The sequence below is a fragment of the Chitinophaga silvatica genome (assembly GCF_003419895.1).
Taxonomy (GTDB): domain Bacteria; phylum Bacteroidota; class Bacteroidia; order Chitinophagales; family Chitinophagaceae; genus Chitinophaga; species Chitinophaga silvatica.
The window spans coordinates 159,407-178,578 of the sequence record NZ_QPMM01000013.1 but is presented as its reverse complement, the minus strand read 5'-3'; the positions used below and the strand labels follow the sequence as shown (position 1 = coordinate 178,578).

Annotated in this window: 16 protein-coding genes; 8 read left to right on the top strand and 8 right to left on the bottom strand. The window is 40.7% G+C overall.

The features are described from left to right. Positions 1–20: 20 nt before the first annotated feature. From lpxK to bioD, 3 genes are read right to left on the bottom strand one after another with little or no spacing between them, the layout of a single operon-like run. Positions 21–1,088 (bottom strand): tetraacyldisaccharide 4'-kinase, encoded by a 1,068-nt coding sequence (gene lpxK, locus DVR12_RS23165; protein ID WP_116978191.1) that lies wholly within the window; start codon positions 1,086–1,088, stop codon positions 21–23. Between the two features lie 7 nt (positions 1,089–1,095). Next, positions 1,096–1,671 (bottom strand): 5-formyltetrahydrofolate cyclo-ligase, encoded by a 576-nt coding sequence (locus DVR12_RS23160; RefSeq protein ID WP_116978190.1) that lies wholly within the window; start codon positions 1,669–1,671, stop codon positions 1,096–1,098. Next, positions 1,668–2,312: a dethiobiotin synthase gene (gene bioD / locus DVR12_RS23155; RefSeq protein WP_116978189.1), complete on the bottom strand. Its 645-nt coding sequence runs from the start codon at positions 2,310–2,312 to the stop codon at positions 1,668–1,670. The genes DVR12_RS23160 and bioD overlap by 4 nt, the downstream gene beginning before the upstream one ends. Positions 2,313–2,547: 235 nt before the next feature. Here bioD and DVR12_RS23150 point away from each other — a divergent pair, with 235 nt between their 5' ends. After that, complete coding sequence (locus DVR12_RS23150; RefSeq protein WP_116978188.1) at positions 2,548–3,906, top strand: pyridoxal-phosphate dependent enzyme; 1,359 nt, start codon at positions 2,548–2,550, stop codon at positions 3,904–3,906. A gap of 1 nt (position 3,907) precedes the next feature. Next, positions 3,908–4,684: an ABC transporter substrate-binding protein gene (locus DVR12_RS23145; protein ID WP_116978187.1), complete on the top strand. Its 777-nt coding sequence runs from the start codon at positions 3,908–3,910 to the stop codon at positions 4,682–4,684. Between the two features lie 3 nt (positions 4,685–4,687). Here the strand turns inward: DVR12_RS23145 and DVR12_RS23140 are convergent, their stop codons facing one another. Then, on the bottom strand, positions 4,688–5,497 hold the full coding sequence (locus tag DVR12_RS23140; RefSeq protein WP_116978186.1) for an alpha/beta fold hydrolase: 810 nt from the start codon (positions 5,495–5,497) through the stop codon (positions 4,688–4,690). Between the two features lie 136 nt (positions 5,498–5,633). Between DVR12_RS23140 and fbaA the strand changes: the two genes are divergently transcribed. The 4 genes from fbaA to DVR12_RS23120 all read left to right on the top strand — a co-directional run bounded on the left by fbaA (position 5,634) and on the right by DVR12_RS23120 (position 9,478). Further along, entirely contained in the window at positions 5,634–6,701 is a 1,068-nt protein-coding gene (fbaA, locus tag DVR12_RS23135; RefSeq protein WP_116978185.1) for a class II fructose-bisphosphate aldolase, read from the top strand. Between the two features lie 237 nt (positions 6,702–6,938). Continuing rightward, positions 6,939–7,787 carry an acetyl-CoA carboxylase, carboxyltransferase subunit beta gene (gene accD, locus DVR12_RS23130; RefSeq protein WP_116978184.1) on the top strand — a complete coding sequence of 283 codons (849 nt, stop codon included), beginning with the start codon at positions 6,939–6,941 and terminating at the stop codon, positions 7,785–7,787. Positions 7,788–7,881: 94 nt separating this feature from the next. Beyond that, entirely contained in the window at positions 7,882–8,319 is a 438-nt protein-coding gene (smpB, locus tag DVR12_RS23125; protein WP_116978183.1) for an SsrA-binding protein SmpB, read from the top strand. Between the two features lie 10 nt (positions 8,320–8,329). Next, positions 8,330–9,478 carry a tetratricopeptide repeat protein gene (locus tag DVR12_RS23120; protein WP_147323529.1) on the top strand — a complete coding sequence of 383 codons (1,149 nt, stop codon included), beginning with the start codon at positions 8,330–8,332 and terminating at the stop codon, positions 9,476–9,478. Positions 9,479–9,945: 467 nt separating this feature from the next. Here the strand turns inward: DVR12_RS23120 and DVR12_RS23115 are convergent, their stop codons facing one another. Then, positions 9,946–11,040 carry a glycosyltransferase family 4 protein gene (locus tag DVR12_RS23115; RefSeq protein WP_116978181.1) on the bottom strand — a complete coding sequence of 365 codons (1,095 nt, stop codon included), beginning with the start codon at positions 11,038–11,040 and terminating at the stop codon, positions 9,946–9,948. A 73-nt stretch (positions 11,041–11,113) separates the two neighbouring features. Beyond that, positions 11,114–11,410, bottom strand: a complete 297-nt coding sequence (trxA, locus tag DVR12_RS23110; protein ID WP_116978180.1) for a thioredoxin — start codon at positions 11,408–11,410, stop codon at positions 11,114–11,116. A gap of 97 nt (positions 11,411–11,507) precedes the next feature. On the opposite strand from trxA, the gene DVR12_RS23105 reads away from it, so the two are divergent. Then, complete coding sequence (locus tag DVR12_RS23105; protein WP_116978179.1) at positions 11,508–12,092, top strand: methyltransferase family protein; 585 nt, start codon at positions 11,508–11,510, stop codon at positions 12,090–12,092. On the opposite strand, the gene DVR12_RS23100 is transcribed toward DVR12_RS23105, so the two are convergent. Next, positions 12,082–16,530, bottom strand: coding sequence for a beta-L-arabinofuranosidase domain-containing protein (locus DVR12_RS23100; protein ID WP_116978178.1), 4,449 nt, complete (start codon positions 16,528–16,530; stop codon positions 12,082–12,084). The genes DVR12_RS23105 and DVR12_RS23100 overlap by 11 nt on opposite strands. Positions 16,531–16,637: 107 nt before the next feature. On the opposite strand from DVR12_RS23100, the gene DVR12_RS23095 reads away from it, so the two are divergent. Continuing rightward, entirely contained in the window at positions 16,638–17,486 is an 849-nt protein-coding gene (locus DVR12_RS23095) for an AraC family transcriptional regulator (protein WP_147323528.1), read from the top strand. Between the two features lie 189 nt (positions 17,487–17,675). On the opposite strand, the gene DVR12_RS23090 is transcribed toward DVR12_RS23095, so the two are convergent. Next, complete coding sequence (locus DVR12_RS23090) at positions 17,676–19,166, bottom strand: RagB/SusD family nutrient uptake outer membrane protein (protein WP_199417181.1); 1,491 nt, start codon at positions 19,164–19,166, stop codon at positions 17,676–17,678. Between the last annotated feature and the right edge of the window lie 6 nt (positions 19,167–19,172).

Genomic DNA, 19,172 nt, shown 5'->3' with positions numbered 1-19,172 from the left:
TGTAAGTTGTAAGGTGATCATTAACTGGTAATCAGTTGATACCGATTGATATAGTCAAAAATAAAGTTATTAAATAATGGCGCCTCACCAAAAAGGAATGTTATTTCAACTGGCATAACAGCCATCTGCAAGTTTTGTTCTGCCAATGCTGCTTTTAATAATTGTAATCTTACCGCATCTTTTTCCGTAGTGATTACAAATTTGTTGTTTCCTGGTAAGTCGTTACATTCTTTCTTAATTTTTGCAATATCCTTTTCTGTATAATAATAGTGATCAGGGAATGATAATAAATAGACCTGATCAAAACGTTTTCTTAATTCTTCTACAAGTGGCTCTGGTCTGGCGATTCCGCAGGCCAGTAAAACAGTTGCTGAAGCCGGAATCTCAACAGGTTGATGGGTAACCATATCTGTTAGAGCTCCGTACTGCAAGGTAGTGAAAAAGAGTTGCTGATGCGGCAATGGATTGATTTCTTTCTCTAATGCCTGCTTTTCGGCAACCGACATGGTGGGCGGACATTTAGATACAATGATACAATCTGCACGATGATAGCCAAGCCGACCTTCTCTTAAGCGGCCGAATGGCACTACATAGTCGCGGGTAAACAACCGGCTATAATCGGTAATCATTATATTCAATCCGGGTTTTATTGATCTGTGCTGAAATGCATCATCCAGCAGTACTACCTGCGTTTCGGGTTCATCTCCCAGTAACTGAGGAATGGCAAGCATTCTTTCTTCTCCTACGCAAACCTTAATTTCCGGGAATTTATCATGAAACTGCATGGGTTCATCCCCAATATCTGCAGCTGTGCTATTTTCATCTGCCAATATGTATCCGCTGGTTCTTCTGTTGTATCCCCTGCTTAATGTAGCCACTTTAAAATGGTCTTTCAATAGCCTGATCATATACTCGACATGCGGTGTTTTACCGGTTCCTCCTACTGAAAGATTACCGGCAGCTATAACGGGTAAATCGAATTGTACGGCTGTCAGCAAGCCTTTATCATAAAACCGGTTTCTGATCCACATTACCAGGCCATAAAGCAGAGAGAAGGGGTATAATAGAAATTTCAGGTAGCTCAACACGGTTATTTCATTTAAATTGATAAATCTGAGTCGGGGTAACTACGCTGTGCAACGGAATGTCCCAGGGCTCAATGTCTTTAATTTCAGTTACCGGCTCAAAGATGGATAGTCCTACTGTTTTCACTTCGGGTTTGCATTGGTGCAAAAATCTGTCATACATTCCCTTGCCATAGCCAATTCGGTGGCCATGCAGATCGAATGCCAGCATTGGAACAAAAACCAGGTCGATCTCCGATGGTTCGATCAGTTCTCCGCTCGCTGGCTCGGGTATACCAAACTTGTTTTTAACGAGAACAGTATTGGTTTTCCACAAAAAATGCTGCATGTCTCCTGACTGCATATCAGACCGGGAGATTGTCCATTCAATTTCAGGATAATGTTCCCTGAACCATTTTACCATTGGCCAGGTGTCGACTTCTTTTTTCTCGGAAATAGGAAGAAAAATATGGGCTATTCTGATTTCGCTCAGCGTAAGAAGCTGTACCTGCTGCAGTAATTGGTTATTCAGTTCAGCAGCTTCCGCATCAGGCATATTTAATCGAAGTTCCAGGAAATGTTTTCGTATATCCTTCTTAGTGGTCATGCCAGTAAAGTATGGAGGGAAGCAGACAACAACTGTGCCTGTTGCTGAATAAATGACTTATCTACATGCTCCGTCCAGGGTATACGACCAATTTTTGGATAGCCACTCCATTTCACAATATCGTCTTCATTGGAGTGATAATCGCCTGTAAATACCCAGCCTAAAACGGGAATTCCAAGGTGTTTCAGCATAGCTGAAGTAAGTAATGCATGATTGATGCTACCCAGGTAATTTTGCGCTACTATCAAGGCTTTAGCTCCTAAATCTGAAATTAATTCAGCTGTAAAATAATGATCATTTACAGGAACCAACAAGCCGCCGGCGCCTTCAATAACCAGTGGCCGGTTTACGGGTGTATATGATTCAACCCGCGCTATAATTGCATCAGGATTAATAGTTTTATTTTCCAGTCTCGCAGCCAGATGCGGGGATGCTGGTGCTTCCAGTTTCCAGGCTTCAGGATGACAAACTGACACATCATTAGACAATAAAGCATGAACGGTATCAGTATCTGTGCCTTCCATCAGGCCGGTTTGAATTGGTTTCCAGTAATCGGCCTGCAGGGCTTCTGTAACACAGGCTGAGGTGATGGTCTTTCCGACCCCTGTACCAATCCCGGTTATAAATATTCTTTCACTCATCTGTTGGCAAATATAATGGTAAATATTGCTCGCAAAGCGGCAAAGAAGCAAAGACGCAAAGGAAATTTAGGATCATAGCGAATATTTTTAGGGAACCTTTAATTGATAACTATAAGGCTATAAACCAGACTGAAGCCTTTAAAATAATCATTAATTTCCTTTGCGTCTTTGCTTCTTTGCCGCTTTGCGAGAAACACGGAAACCCTTACATTCGTAAAAGTACAACCTCATATATATGAAATATTGTGATAACATTCTGGAAACAATAGGCCATACCCCAATGGTGAAATTGCACAAGGTTACTGCTTCATTACCCTGCACCGTGCTAGCAAAAGTTGAATTTTTTAACCCAGGCAACTCCATTAAAGACAGGATGGCCGTAAAAATGATTGATGTAGCTGAGCAAAAAGGGTTGCTCAAACCCGGAGGTACCATTATTGAAGGTACGTCGGGTAATACAGGTATGGGGCTTGCCCTCACCGCCATTGTGAGAGGCTACAAATGTATCTTTACTACTACAGACAAACAGTCTAAAGAAAAAGTAGACATCCTCAAAGCTGTGGGTGCCGAAGTAATTGTATGTCCAACAAACGTAGAACCTGAAGATCCCCGCTCCTATTACTCGGTATCGAAACGACTGGCTACCGAAGTGCCTAATTCCTTTTACGTGAACCAGTACGATAATTTGGCCAACAGGGATGCGCATTACGAACAAACCGGCCCCGAGATCTGGGAACAAACAGAAGGCAAGATCACCCATCTTGTAGTGGCTACAGGTACTGGCGGTACCGTTACCGGAACCGGTAAATACCTGAAAGAAAAAAATCCTGCTATCAAGGTTTGGGCTATTGACAGCTATGGCTCCCTTCTGAAAAAATATTTCGATACCGGCATCATCGATATGAATGAAGTATATCCCTATATCACGGAAGGTATTGGAGAAGACTTTGTACCTCAGAACTATGATATGTCGGTTATTGATGCATTCGAAAAAGTAACAGATAAAGATGCGGCCGTAATGGCCAGAAGAATCACCAAGGAAGAAGGAATTTTCGTTGGTTATTCTGCCGGATCAGCGATTGCCGGACTATTACAACTGAAGGAACAGCTAAAACCTACCGATGTGGTTGTGGTTATTTTCCATGATCATGGCAGCCGGTATGTTGCGAAAGTATATAATGACCAATGGATGATGGAACGCGGCTTCCTGGATGTAAAAACTGTAAAGGATGTAATCAATAGTCGCAAAAATCAACCTTTAGTCACTATTGGAGCAGACGAGAAAGTAAGTACAGCAATTGCTAAAATGAAGAAATTTGATATAGAACATATTCCTGTAATTGCTGAGGGTGAAATAATTGGCGCTGTTTCGGAAAATGGATTGTTCAATAAACTGATAGATGATACCCATTTAAAAGATGCAGCTGTACGGACGGTGATGCAAAACCCATTCCCACTCGTTGGCCAGGATACACCAATAGAAAAGCTTACCGGGTATATCAACAGAGAAAATGGCGCAGTGCTAACCAGAGATGATAGCGGTAATCACCATATCGTAACCAAATACGATATTATTCAGGCATTAGGAAGATAATATGATTTTCAGAGACCAGTTAAACAGAGAAGTTGAGATACCAGAAGCACCAAAACGAATTGTGTCGCTGGTACCATCCCAGACCGAATTACTATCTAGTTTGGGGCTAGAAGATGAAGTTGTCGGAATTACCAAATTTTGCGTACATCCGTCGACGTGGTTTCACAGCAAACAAAGAGTGGGTGGCACTAAACAGGTACATATAGATATTGTAAAGCAACTATCCCCCGATTTAATTATCGCCAATAAAGAAGAAAATCTGCAAAGCGATATTGAAGCATTAATGAGTATCTGCCCGGTTTGGGTAAGCGATATACATACCCTGGAAGATGCCTATGCCATGATAGATGGCATAGGCACCATTACAGATCGTTGGGCAGTTGCTCAGGAATTACTTGTAAATATTCAGCAGGCATTTGCCCAACTTCAACCATCAGACAAAATAATAAATGCCAGCTACTTTATCTGGCGGGAACCCTGGATGGTAGCAGGAGGAGATACATTTATCAATTATATGCTTGAAAAATGTGGCATTTCAAATCTGTTTAAAAATCTTGCCCGATATCCCGAAATTTCACTGGAAGAGTTGAAGAAAGTTCCAGATCAGTGGATTTTATTGTCGTCCGAACCCTATCCATTTAAGGAAAAGCATGTTTTAGCATTGCAGGAAATGTTACCGGAAGCCAATATTAAACTGGTAGACGGGGAAATGTTTTCCTGGTATGGAAGCAGGTTATTATATGCGCCGGAATATTTTAATAAGTTATTGCATACCTAAATATTAGTGTTCCTGCAGGAAATGCAGGACCCAGTCTGCAAACGGTTTGCTTTTTACAACGCTATTGTGATCACCCGGAACAGTTCCATGCATGCCTACCGGCATTAATGCGGCCAGGGAACCACCTGTATCATTATCAGGATCTTTATCGCCACCTAACACCAGAACCGGTTTTGTTACTTTGCTTAATTCTTCAGGAGAAGTACTGGGTTGCCCAAATTGCATAAGGGCGAGGGCACGTTGATCTAATCCTGATTTCTTTACATATTTTACCATTTCAGCCAGTTCGGGAACCGATTTATCGGATAATGCATCGTAGAATTGGAGTCGTCTTGGCCATAAAGGATTGGTAAAAGCGATTCCCATACCCCCCATTACTGCGCTTCTTACACGAGTATCCAGTACCAGGAGGCGGGCTACAATGATAGACCCTCTGGAATAGCCAACTACCCGGTAAGTTGGTAAGTTGAGATAGGTAACAAGCCCCATAATGTCTTTAGCTTCAGCATCATTGAGATAAGCCAGGCTATCATGTGGGTGATCCGAGAGGCCATTGCCACGCAAATCGAGGGTAATTACCTGAAATCCATTTTTCAACAGGGAATCGTACAAAGGCGCCTTGTGCCAGGAACTTTCATCAACGATAAACCCGTGTACCAGGAGGATTGGATTACCTGATCCTTTGACTGTATAGTGGATTTTAGTGCCATCAAAAGAGGTAAAGAATTGGGCAGAATCGTTGGTGGTCCGATCAATGGAAGCAAATGAGGAAATGACCAGGCAACAAAGGAGGGTTGTTATAAAAACTTTCATGCGGGTAGATGTTGATAGGGGTAAAATACGTTATTCTTCCAATAGATTTAATAGATAAGGACTTACATTTCGCTATAAATCTTCTTTTTAACTCCTTATATTTGCTCTCCTAAAAAATTAAAACACATTTTTGAGTATGGGAAAATACAGAGCTGGCGTATTATTCGGCGAAGAGCTGGATGCGCTGTATAACGATGCCAAAGACAACGGGTTTGCAATGCCTGCAGTAAACGTTGTAGGAACTAACTCCGTGAATGCGGTACTGGAAACAGCGGCAAAGGTGAATTCACCGGTAATTATTCAGTTTTCCAATGGTGGGGCACAATTCTTTGCTGGTAAAGGTATGCCGAACGATAAACTGCAAGCCAATATAGCTGGTGGTATTTCCGGTGCTAAGCACGTTCACGAAGTGGCTAAATACTATGGCGTTCCAGTTGTATTGCACACCGACCATGCTGCAAAAAAATGGCTTCCATGGATCGATGGTTTATTAACTGCGGGTGAAGAGTTTTACAAACTGCATGGCCAACCGCTGTATAGCTCTCACATGCTGGATCTTTCTGAAGAGCCAATTGCTGAAAATATTGAGATTTCGCATAAATACTTCGAAAGAATGAACAAACTGGGTATGTCTATCGAAATCGAATTAGGCGTAACTGGTGGAGAAGAAGACGGAGTAGACAATTCCGGAGTAGATAACTCTAAATTATATACCCAACCGGAAGATGTAGCCTATGCTTACGAAGTTTTATCTAAGGTAGGTCCTCGTTTCACTGTAGCTGCGGCTTTTGGTAACGTACACGGCGTTTACTCTCCAGGTAACGTAGAATTACGTCCGGTAATCCTGCACAACAGCCAGGAATATATCCAACAAAAATTCAATACCAAAGCTAAGCCAGTATACTATGTATTCCATGGTGGTAGTGGTTCTCCAAAACACCAGATTGCAGAATCACTGGGTTACGGAGTAATTAAGATGAATATCGATACAGATATGCAATGGGCATTCTGGGAAGGTATTCATGATTTCTACGAAGCAAAGAAAGATTACCTGCAAGGACAATTAGGTAACCCTGAAGGTCCGGATAAGCCAAATAAGAAGTATTACGATCCTCGCGTTTGGCTCCGTAAAGGTGAAGAAACCTTTGTTAAGAGACTTGAAGAAGCGTTCAGCGACCTGAACTGTATTAACAGAAACGCTTAATCGGGCGCTACATTATAAGACAAAAGCTGCTTTAGTGTTGGTAAAATATAATATAATTTATATATATTATTACTTTCACTATAGTAGCTTTTGTATTTTTAGATAGATGAGGGCAAAGAAACGTTAAAGTTACCCCTCACCTTAGTGGGATTATGCTTTAAGCTTTTTTCGATATGTTTTTGGCTTTATTCTATAATTCGTATCTTGCACAACTATTTTCTAATCTAATAGTGAAATATGTCAAGCTGGTTTAAGCGAATTAAACAAGGCATTTCTACGACCACCAGTGAAAAGAAAGAAGCACCTGATGGATTGTGGCATAAGTGTCCTAACTGTAAAAAAACCACTACTGTTAAGGATCTGAGGGAGCATTATTATGTTTGTGATAAATGTAATTATCACAACCGCATTAACTCTGCAGAGTATTTTGATATCATATTTGATAACAAGGAGTTCGAAGAACTATTTTCCAATATCTACCCAACAGATTATTTAGGCTTTAAAGACCTTAAGCCATATGGCGACAGGTTGAAGGATGCGCAGAAAAAATCCGGCCTGAAAGATGCCATGAGGGTTGCAGATGGTAAAGTTTTAGGGAATGATCTGGTTGTAGCATGTATGGATTTTAACTTTATCGGTGGTTCAATGGGTTCTGTGGTAGGTGAAAAGATTGCCAGAGCTATAGACCATTGCATTTTACATAGGAAGCCATTAATGATTATTTCAAAATCAGGTGGTGCCCGTATGATGGAAAGTGCATTCTCACTCATGCAGATGGCAAAAACATCCGCCAAGCTCACGCAACTGGCTGATGCTAAATTACCTTACATTTCTTTGATGACAGATCCTACAACCGGTGGTGTAAGTGCCTCTTATGCAATGTTGGGAGATCTTAACATTGCAGAACCCGGAGCATTGATTGGGTTTGCAGGTCCAAGAATCATTAAAGAAACAATTAAAAAAGACCTTCCTCCCGGATTCCAAAGTGCCGACTTCCTCCTGGAACATGGATTTTTGGATTTCGTAATGGATAGAAAAGAACTGAAAACAAGACTGGCAACATTGCTTTCCTTGTTTAAAAACTAATATTACAAACCTTACTGATTACGGATTTAGAAGCTCTTTCATTGGATTGGCTTTTAAATCCGTAATTTGTCATTTGTAATCCCAATACTAGATTATGGCAGAACAAAAGAACAGATCGGCTTATTACGAATACGCAATAGAAGATAAATATGTTGCAGGCATGGTGTTGCTTGGTACCGAAATCAAATCGATTCGGGGAGGGAAAGTGAGTTTTAACGATTCATTCTGCTATTTCAACAAAGGAGAGCTTTATGTAAAAAGTTTGCACATCGCTCAATATTCTCACGGCACCTCTTCCAATCATGACCCCCTGAGAGAACGTAAGCTATTGTTGACCAAACGTGAAATAAGAAAAATTGAAAATAAATTAAGGGATAAAGGCTATACCATCATTCCTTTACGTTTATTCATTTCCGATAAAGGATTAGCTAAACTGGAAATAGGTGTGGGAAGAGGTAAGAAACTACACGATAAGAGAGAATCTATTAAATCCAGAGATGCTGATCGGGAACTCAGAAGACAATTCAAATAAAGTATATCCCTTGAATAAGATCCGACTCCGGCAACTCTTTTACGTTTTTGCCATTTCAATGCTTTTTTTGAGCTGTAAATCCGGTGAAAAGCTCTACAATAAAGGCCGGTATGATGAAGCTGTAAAAGTATTTGTAAAAAAGCTGCAGCGCAAACCCAAAGATGTAACTGCCAACCGTTTGTTAGCAACGGCCTACCAACATGCCCAACAGGAAAGTGATAACAGGGTCAACTCCTATCTCAGCAGTAATAATACCCTGAAATGGGAATCGGTCCGCAATGAATACAGGGCCATGCAAAACCTCTATCAGGTAATTCACAGCTCTCCTGCTGCCCTTCAACTGGTTAAGCCTAAAGATTATAGCACTGCTATCACCGGAGCCCAGGAAAACGCCGCAGAAGCCAGATATAATATCGGAGTTTCCCTCCTTCGGAGAAACGACAAAGCAAGCGCCAGAAACGCATACGACGAATTTACAGCTACCCTCAAATTAGTTAATCACTATAAAGATGCCGAACAACTCAGAGACGAAGCCTTTCAGATCGGTGTTGTAAATGTAATGGTAAGTCAGCTTGAAGTTCGGGCCCCCTATTATCAATTTACCGCCAATCAGTTTCGCGACTATCTTATCAACGAGCTGCAACGGGGAAGCGTAAACCGTTTTGTCAGATTCTATGACGAAGGCCTCGCTCACCAGGATAATATTCGCCCCGATGAATTTATTGATCTCCGGTTTTATGATTTCGTAATCGGTGAAACATATGTAGATCGACTACAAAAAGATGTATCCAAGGAAATTATTGTAAAAACAACTAAAGACAGCACAGGTAAAGAGATCAACTATACTCAAACAGTAAAGGCTACACTCTTTATCACTACCAAAACCGTTGTGTCTAAAGGATTACTCGATTATCAGATAACCGATGCCGCTACCGGAAAATTAAGACGGACCGACCGACTTCCCGGCAGCTATACCTGGCGTAATCAATTTGGAACATTTAAAGGTGATGAACGCGCCTTAAGTGATGAGGATAAAAAACTGATGGGTGGAAAAGATATCCCACCACCTCCTCCAGCAGATCTTTTCATCGCATTTACACAACCTATCTACGCAAACCTGATCAGGGATTTGCAAACTTTTTATACAAGATTGCCATAAGAAGAAATTATAGATTTTTTTGGTAACAAACTTTCTTTTTATAGATTATTCTGGGCAAACTCAAGCTATTAGGTCAGGAGGAAATAGACCCTGATTTTATTGTCTTTATTGGATTGATAGATTTCCTTGACCGTAGACTGGGCGGGGGCAAGCCCCGCCCCTACAGGGCTTCAGCGAATTACTGTTTCCATATTGTAGATTTATTTCTTTACAGAATTGAAATTAGTAGATTGACATTTAACATGGTATATTTCTACCAGCTGAAAATATAGTTTCGCTGAAATCCTGTAGGGGCAGGGTTTACCCCTGCCCAGTCTACGGTCAAGGAAATCTATCAATCCAATAAAGATAATAAAATCGGGGCTCGTTCCTCTTGTCTAAATAGCTACAGTAGAAGAAATTCATCAATCATAATCAAAGCTTATTTCTTTTAACCTAATAGCATACAAGTCAAAAAATACAACCCTTTATTCGTCTACTCTCTTTTTCAGCAATAACTCATCCAGCTGATTGAAATAAGTAGCTACACCGAATCTTTCCTTCACCAGTTCATGCAATTCCTGAGGCGTCATCGCTGCCTGAAACTTCTCTAATACAGAATCGAAATATTGTAAAAGCGCTGGAGAATCAGCAGCTATTTGTGGCAGGCGAAAAACTGCGGGGAAATTCTGTTCTGTTAATTCTTTTACTCCGCCTACCTCATTTCCGATTACAGGTATACCTGAGGAAAGGGCTTCCAGCGTTACCATCTCAAATCCTTCGTAAACAGAAGGTACGATCAGCATATCAGCTTTTGCATAAGCCTCCCGGGAGATATTATCGATTGTAAGTCCGGATATCGCAGTTACTTTCGTACATCCTTCGAAGTAATCAACTTCCAGTGGTTTATTGGTAACCACGAGTAACCTCCAACCTGTATGTTGCTCCATCGTGCGGGCAATCTGCTGAAGAATAGCAAAGCCTTTTTCGGGAACAGGGCGCCCTACAAACATCAATGTTCGTTCGGGTGTATTTGTCCGGGGATGGGGATAAAAAATACTGGTATCTACGCAATTGAACAGTACATCTGTTTTATCAGCTGGCGTATTAAACCAATGAATGATTTCCGACTTTATCAGTCTGGAAACTGAGATGATTTGTTTGGCATTTTCACAGCCTTTTTGCTGTAGTTTGGCATTTCTGCTTAACGTATCTCTTTTATGCCCCTGAGCCAGTTCCATGGCATGATTACATCCATGCAAAAACATTATATCTACCGGATAATATGCCGATGATTCTCCCTGGGTAATAACCAATTGATTGGAACGCCTGGCCCACCATAAGTAAGCGCTGGCATAGCGTGACATATAAATCATTTCCCGCTTTTTGAAATGCCGGTGCCTGAAAAGCAGTGGCAACAAACGCCCGAAAAGTGTGCGGTTGATTAGCAGGTCGGCCGTAATGATTTTTGTAGTAATACCACGACTGCGAAAATAATCGTCAAGATAATAGACGACTCTCTCCACCCCTCCCGCGTTTGATTTTCCATTAAATGATACAAGGATAGCTTTCTTAATGCGCATAAAAAATGATAACAGGCTTATTAGATCTGGGTTTATTTATCCAGATTTACTTTAATTCTAAAGGATTACTTCCCTAAATTTTCTCTTTTATCAATGGAATTAATTGATGAGCAGGAACAACACCACTTTGTCTCCATAACAACTTTCCTTCCTTGAAAAGCATTAATGTTGGCACACTACTAATTTGCCACTGGGAAGCCAATTGCTGGTTTTTATCAATATCTATCTGAACAATTCTTAAACTATCCCCCATTTTATCTTTTATTTCCCTCAAAATTGGAGGAACCATCTTACAAGGACCACACCAGGTAGCAAAACAGTCGACCAACACTGGTGTATCAGATTGTAATAAAGTTTGCAGGTTTTCCATTGCATCAACATTTAATTATACTGCTAAAATACGACATTTTGAGTGTGTCATAAATATTGCATATATTGAGTATATAACCCATGTTTAACTTACAATTATGTCTTCAAATTTTTTCGCCCAAAATGGGTATCTATTTTATACCATTTACATTGGCTGGTTACTTTCTGAAATATTACTCAACCGATTATTGAGAGGAAGTGATACCGACAAAAAGCAACAAGACAAAGGCAGCCTTGGCCTTCTCTGGTTTGTTATTATTGCCAGTACCGCTGCCGCATGGCCAGTGGCTACATTCACACATGCATTGATCTATCCCAGCGTTTTTATCAATTATACAGGGTTGATCTTAGTGGTTATAGGAATTATAATACGCTTTACAGCGATATCTCAATTAGGAAGGCTTTTTACTGTAATGGTAACAATACGGGAAGGGCATCTGATAAAAAAAGATGGGCTCTACAAATATCTGCGTCACCCATCTTATGCTGGTTCTTTGCTTTCTTTCTTTGGCTATGGCTTATCAATAAATAACTGGTATTCATTGATTGTAGCCTTTGTTCCGGTACTGCTAGTATTCATTTACCGGATGCAAGTAGAAGAAAAAGTATTGCTTTCACAATTCAATACCGAATACGAAGACTATATGAAGCATACCAAACGAGTTATTCCATTTATCTACTAAATTCCAGGATAGTATAGGAATAAGGCTCAAAGGTAAATTCTAATTTCTCATCTGCAGACACTTTAAGTTCGCGGGTCTGTACTTTTATTTTCTCAGGATGATCAACTGTATTTTCATCCGCCAGCTGACCCTTTAATGTATATACAGTAACCGTTGGTAAGCGATTCATGAATTGCTGTATTACCAATTCTGATGTTTTACTTGTCTTAGCTGTATTCACTACGTGAAGTACTAATTTATTCCCATCCTCGCTGCGGGTGGCTGTTACATCCAGAGAACCGTTGACTGCAGACTTTACCAGGAGAGGCTGATGCGCTGATGCCGCCATCTGTTGAGCGTAAAACGGAGGCTGGCCCCACACTTTATCAGGAGTAAAGAAAATCTGGCCCTGATCCCAGCTATTATCGTTCTGGCCGTCGGCCTGGAGCCCGTTTGCCGGAGTGGATGTCAACACAAAATCACCCATCTTTCTGATAGCATTCAGGTTTGTTGCATGCCCTAATGCCCTCTGCAGATTATGTAGCCCCCCATTTTCTTCGAAAACTGCTACTTTCATAGTAGTTCTCTGATCCCAACTATGGAATGCATCCTGCATCTCTTTAAGTATTTTATAGGTTCTATTTCCACTATCGGCCTGGTCTGCATCCACATGCAAATCCCAGTATGCCGCCTTGCCATTTAATGCTTTAAATACGCGCTCCATATTAGGTGAGCCGGGTCTCCACCAGGCAGCATTGACCAACTGAATTTCAGGATCTTTTCTATGAATACTTTCTTCCAGCAACAAAAATCTATCAATATAATGCTGGTATAACTGATCATCATCTCCCTCAAAAATCACTTCTTCATTACCAATTTCAATATTTTTAACTTGATATGGAGCTGCATGACCATTAAGCATTCGCTGCTTCCCTCCTGCTGATTGACTATTACCATTCAGGTATTCGATCATATAAGCTACATCTTCAGGGCTTTCCTCAATATTTATCGTAAAAACCGGAACTATCTCAGCCGCTTCACAGTATTGCAGGAACTCCTCGATTCCGAAACCATTGGTACTATATTTATTCCAATGTCCGGCATATGGAGGTCTTTGATCTACAGGCCCTAACATTTTGCTGAATTTATACTCCGGGGCATTAACCATAGTACCAGCATAACGCAGAAACTTAACACCTTCCTGTTGAATAGCTTCTCCAATGTCTTTACGCACTGGCAACCCATGAAATGTGTTGCTGGCAGTACTTGCCAATCTTACCTGATCTATCCTGCATTTTCCTTTTCCATTCAGGTAGATGACAAATCTTGCATTGTTATCTGTTTTGGTAGGTTGAAATGTAAAACTGTACTTCTGCCAACCCTTCTTTCCTGGCTTAAGCTCTCGGGTTGCATAGGTAATAGCTCCATCATTACTCTCTAAAGCAACAGTAACCGGGCCTTTCAATGAATTATAATTCATCCATAAACTTCCTTGCAATTCATGATATTCCTGTACCGCAATACCCCAGCGATTCAGCCCGCGATTGGCAATACCAGCGCGACCTTTACCTGCAATAAATTCTATGATCTGTGATTGCTTTCCATTCATAGCCTCTGCACTATCAATTGCAAAAGAAGCCTTTACATCCTGGCCAACAACAGCATCCCAATTATAGCTTACCATCTGTTGCTCCGGAACGGTAAGCGGGATATACTTGTTATTGATTTGAGCTTTACGGAAATCGATATCCGATTGCCAGGTACGAATACCGATGTTACCGTTTAAAGTTGTAATATCATCTGTTTTCCAAGTCAGAACCGACTCTGCTGAATTATTAAGTGTAATATTCAAATTTTCATTTTGCACGGTGACGGATAATTGGTTCCAGCTTTCAGGATTAACTGATACAGGTACTTCTTTTAAAAGCCTAAAGTTATTGTTGTGATATCCTAAAACTATTTTCTTTCCGTCACGGGCGAGGCTAATTTCATACCCAATAAAATTATCGGCACCAGCCCCGGCCTTCTTCACTCCCAGTAATAATCCTCCATTTCCATTACCATTGCCAGAAAACTTAAGTTCTACTGAAACAGTACCATTATTTAATATTAGTGGTGAATAAATCAATTTTGCACTTTCGTCTGGTTCAACCCCAATACGAATTTTCTTTGGCCCCATAATACGAGTAGTATTTCTGCCTGGCCTGATAGCTATTCCATCCACTTCACTTCCATTTGATGTCCAGAATCCGGTATAACGTTTCCAATCCCTGAAATTCACACCTACTGCCGGTTCTTCAAAGCTCTCTCCAAAAATCCTTTGCTCATAGAAACCGCCGTAAATTTCATGATTTACATCCTCGATATTGGAACCATAGAGATGTGGGGTGATTGTATTTAGTACATTATTGGCTTCTACAGTAATATTGTTGTTATGGGGTACTGAAAACCAAACTGTGTGATTTGCTTTTCCTCTATTACCTATTGAATAAAAAGGAATAGCGGTAAGGGTTTTAGCTATTCCATTCACCTTGAAAGTAGATTTAATAATATTTATTTCCCCCAATGCTGAATTGACAGCTTCTACATTAAAATCAGGATTACTATTGAGCTCAGGATGTTCCAATTCATCCCGATCTTCAATTGCATAGACCAATGGACCTGCTGCAATTGCAGCCTTTCCTTCCAATGTTTTAATAGCTGCAGAAGGATATACCAATCTTGGTTTTACAGAAAAAATCAACTCGATCTGATCTCCGGTTTTCCATTTTCTGTTAATTGCTGCATAGCCATTAACAAGATTTATAGCGGTTTTATGACCATTAACCAATAAACTTACACTGTCTGTTGTTTTAGATTGATATAGATCGAAAGGATTCTCCTTTCCATTGGCCCATCCGGGAATTCTAATGCGAAGATTGAATACGGAAGGATTTTGGGTAGATAAAGTAATTTTCGTTTTGCCCGTCCATGGACCAGCTGTTTGCTGCTTTATAGCTACCTGAGTATTTCCAATTTTAGTGGTAGCTGTACTTCCGATAAATAGATTGACATATAAACCGGTAGAATCTGTGGCATATATGAATGAAGGTAAAGCCCCCATCATTTTTAAGAACATAGGTGGACAACAAGGGCAACTATGCCATGACCAGCGCTGATTATTAATTGAGATCAAGGGATTTTCATAATTATAATGCCTGCCATCAATAGAAATACCGGAGAGGATATTGTTATAAAGTACCCGTTCAAATTCATCGATATATTTACCCGTCGCTTTCAACTCAAACATACGCTCACTAAAGAATCCGGCCCCAACGGCAGCACAGGTTTCGAGATACGCAGATTCGGGAAGAAAATAATCATCTCCAAACTTTTCATCGTTGGCAATGGCACCTTGTCCACCGGTTATGAATAAACGCTGGCCAATCATATTATTCCAATAATTATCTGCAGTTTGAATGTAATTACTGTTACTATTTAAGCCTGCGGTAGCAGCAATTGCAGTTCCGAGTAAAGTTGCACGCACAGCATGGCCTTCAATCGTTTTTTGCTGAAACACCGGTAAATGGTCCTGGTTATAGCTTCCGAAGGAAGTACGAAGTCTTGAGCCATCAGCATCGGCGTAATGGCCGCGCATTTCAATCCAGTATTTCGACAATAAAAAATAATCATCTTCCGAAACATGAATATTTAATTTCTTCTTTAATGCAGGCTGGGTATGGAATAATTGATAAAGCTCCAGAAAAGCTTCCTCAGGGCCGGCATGAGCAGGCATAATATTATATTTGGGAGCCGGGCCCATTACCCTGCACATATAATTAGCCATTTTAACTGCCACAGACAAGAGATTCACCTTGCCAGTGGCATTGTAATGATGTACTCCGGCTTCCACCAGCATTCCTGCATTGTATACATCGTGTTGCCAACGATCGTTACCTCCGTTGGTGCCCCAGCGCTGATTGTTGTGATTGAGGGTTGTCCAGGTATTGATATAACCATCCGGATCGGCATCCTGGGCAGCCGCGATCCTTCTGATACAGCTATCTAATCTTTTTTCGAGAGAAGGTGACGGATGGGTAATCAACAGATCGGATGCACCACTGATTGTTTCATAAATAAGTCCGTCATACCAGGGAGGGCCATCGCTTCCCCCTGAATTCTTCTTTCCCTGAGCAACCAGATCAAAATTCTGAAATGCATCGCGGGTGCGGCCAGTAGCGTTTTTTTCTGCTATCAGATCATCCCTGTCTGGGATATAATCTCCCTGAAACTTATTTAATACATCCGTTACCGTTATATCAGCCCATTTCTTAAGGTTGGGCGACCAAAAGGGATCATCAACTCTAACTTTTTGCAGAGGTACACGGGTAACAGGATATTTAGCATGTTCCTGTGCCGATAGTTTTTTAGGAGCATATACTAAAAGGATCAAAAGCACAGGAAATGGGAATCGGCGCATATCAGCTATCAATTAGGTCAGAAAAATGTTATTTTAGGCCAAAAGTATAGGTAAAAGCACCATAATACTTGCAGGCAATTGCCAAGATTTTGTACAATATTGATATAATGAAGCTATTTGTTGAAAAAATCATCACAGGTGATAAGTTGTTTATTGTCAAGGAAGAACAATTTCCCTACAATGATTTTCCATTACATATTCATCCCGAATATGAGCTAATTTTTGTGATGAAAAGTAATGGGGAGAGATATGTAGGTAATTCAATTGCCAATTTCTATCCTAATGATCTTTGCTTTTTTGGCCCTAATCTTCCTCATACCTTTTATAACAAACATTTACCCGGCAACAGGGAGGTTCATCAAATCGTATTACAATTTCGGGAAGACTGTCTGGGCCCGGAGCTATTCAACATTCCGCAATTCAGATGGATTAAGTTATTGTTTGACCGCTCCCGTTATGGCCTTTCGTTTAATGGAAATACAAGAGAGCAAGTAGCAAAAAAACTTCAGGAAATGGTACATGCAGACGAAGTGGAAGGTGCTGCCTGCCTGCTTAGTATCCTGAATACACTTTCACGTTCAGATGAATTTGAAGTATTATCTACAGAACATCATTCTTCCGTTAATATTTTCAAATACACAGAAAGAATGAATAAAGTATATCACTACCTGCTCGACAATTTCCGGCAGGATGTATTATTAGAGGATGTTGCCGAAATAGCCCATTTATCTCCTGCTGCTTTTTGCAGATATTTTAAGAAACATACAAGGAAAAATCTTTCTGAATTTGTGAATGATCTGCGGATCAGTTATGCCTGTGAATTATTGAGATCATCCAATTCCGGGATTGCTCAAATATGCTATGAAAGCGGCTTTAACAATGTTTCCTATTTCAACAGGCAGTTCAAACAACGGATGCGGATTTCACCTTTGAAATATCATAAACAGATCTCATAGCCATTCCGTTGTCAGGATATTTAATTAAGTTATTTTATACTATGGCAAACAAATCAACGGCTACTGAACGTGAAACACTATTTGCTACATTAAAAAACCACTTCGAAAAACGTTATTAACCGTCAGATACAACTGAAATAAACATCAAAAAATAAGAAGGGTGGCACATTAGCGCCACCCTTTCCATGCTTATTTGTTTAGGTTAGGATTATTCTGAACTTCTGATATCGGAATTGCAAACAGATAATATTTACTATAAGGCGTAAAAGGATTTCCATCTGGTTGTCTGAGCGTCAGATGCCCCTGGGCAGCTACTTCTACAAAAGTACCATTTCCCCTGGGTACGCTGATAATACTATCTTCTCCGTTATATGCAAGGAATGGTTTTCTGACTACGGTACCGCCCGTACGAATGATATCCGAAATAGCGAAACCTTCTCCCCATAATTCTTTACGACGTTCTATCAGGATGGTATCCATCAAGGAACCGGCACCCTGATAATGTGTAGCACTTCTTGCATCACGTAATGCATTTAGTGCGGCGGCACTTTTACCAGGATTTCCTAACTGTGCATATGCTTCTGCTTCTATCAGATACATTTCAGCGGCACGCATCAGTACAAGATCTCCGATTAAAGCACTAGGATCGCGGAATCTGAACTTCTTATATCGCAGATATCCTTCCTGGTCTGGTAAAGTATCCCAATCGAACAGTTTAAAGCGCACATCACTGCTATCAAAGAAGTTTTTGAAAAACGGATCAGCCATAAAACTTTGGTAATACGATGCAGGAGAAGAAACATCCAGGTAGTGAAAATTGTAGCTGGCGTTACTTTGATTTGGCGTTTGTCCATGCCCCCAAATCCATTCAACATTATTCAAATCATTGAATCCTTTGTTGTAATCATCGCCCGACATCAGGGTATACCCCTGGCGAGCCGCTACAGCCGCTGTAATGGCATCGGACCACTGGCGGTTATATAAGTAGGCTCTGGCCAATAATCCATTTGCTACATTTGCATCTATCTTCCACTTCTGAGTTGGATTTCTCTGATAATTCTGTAACAGAGGAATAGCTAATTTCAGATCTGCAATTACCTGGGCATATACCTCGGCAACAGTAGCTCTTGGTTTACCTTCAGAAGCAGGACCAGAAGGTTCTGTGTAAATAGGAACTGCCTTTTCGGAGCCAGTTTGATTAAACTGATAAAGAGAAGCGAGCCTCAGGTAGCAATTAGCTCTAAGCGCGTATGCCTGGCCTTTCAGACGTTGCTTTTTGCCGGCATCACCAGTAGCATTATCTACCTTAGCTATAATATTATTACAGTTATCAATTACTTTATAGAGAATAGTCCAGAAAGCGTTAACACGATTTTTGGTATTATCCACCATTTCTGTAAATGCGTAGGCATCTCTTAAACCGTATGACTGGGTAACAGCTATATCGCTACCCATTGCGTCGCTGGTCAGGTCTATAGACTTGTAGCCAGGCACTGCATAGGTAAAGAACTCCTCAAACATATAGGACCAGGTACCGTTAATTACGGTTTCAATATTATCGGCAGAATTAAAAACCTGATCGTCGGGAATTGCATTCGTAGGTTTGGTATCCAGGAAGCTCTTGTTGCAGGCTACCAGTGCTACCACTACTATTATTGCCAGAAAAAAGTGATTTTTCATGTTTGT

What these genes read in the sequence shown, in the direction of transcription:
- DVR12_RS23150 (WP_116978188.1), top strand. Translation starts at nt 2,548, where the DNA reads ATGAAATATTGTGATAACATTCTGGAAACAATAGGCCATACCCCAATG.
- DVR12_RS23090 (WP_199417181.1), bottom strand. Translation starts at nt 19,166, where the DNA reads ATGAAAAATCACTTTTTTCTGGCAATAATAGTAGTGGTAGCACTGGTA.
- fbaA (WP_116978185.1), top strand. Translation starts at nt 5,634, where the DNA reads ATGGGAAAATACAGAGCTGGCGTATTATTCGGCGAAGAGCTGGATGCG.
- DVR12_RS23160 (WP_116978190.1), bottom strand. Translation starts at nt 1,671, where the DNA reads ATGACCACTAAGAAGGATATACGAAAACATTTCCTGGAACTTCGATTA.
- DVR12_RS23140 (WP_116978186.1), bottom strand. Translation starts at nt 5,497, where the DNA reads ATGAAAGTTTTTATAACAACCCTCCTTTGTTGCCTGGTCATTTCCTCA.
- accD (WP_116978184.1), top strand. Translation starts at nt 6,939, where the DNA reads ATGTCAAGCTGGTTTAAGCGAATTAAACAAGGCATTTCTACGACCACC.
- trxA (WP_116978180.1), bottom strand. Translation starts at nt 11,410, where the DNA reads ATGGAAAACCTGCAAACTTTATTACAATCTGATACACCAGTGTTGGTC.
- DVR12_RS23095 (WP_147323528.1), top strand. Translation starts at nt 16,638, where the DNA reads ATGAAGCTATTTGTTGAAAAAATCATCACAGGTGATAAGTTGTTTATT.
- DVR12_RS23115 (WP_116978181.1), bottom strand. Translation starts at nt 11,040, where the DNA reads ATGCGCATTAAGAAAGCTATCCTTGTATCATTTAATGGAAAATCAAAC.
- DVR12_RS23105 (WP_116978179.1), top strand. Translation starts at nt 11,508, where the DNA reads ATGTCTTCAAATTTTTTCGCCCAAAATGGGTATCTATTTTATACCATT.
- DVR12_RS23100 (WP_116978178.1), bottom strand. Translation starts at nt 16,530, where the DNA reads ATGCGCCGATTCCCATTTCCTGTGCTTTTGATCCTTTTAGTATATGCT.
- bioD (WP_116978189.1), bottom strand. Translation starts at nt 2,312, where the DNA reads ATGAGTGAAAGAATATTTATAACCGGGATTGGTACAGGGGTCGGAAAG.
- DVR12_RS23145 (WP_116978187.1), top strand. Translation starts at nt 3,908, where the DNA reads ATGATTTTCAGAGACCAGTTAAACAGAGAAGTTGAGATACCAGAAGCA.
- smpB (WP_116978183.1), top strand. Translation starts at nt 7,882, where the DNA reads ATGGCAGAACAAAAGAACAGATCGGCTTATTACGAATACGCAATAGAA.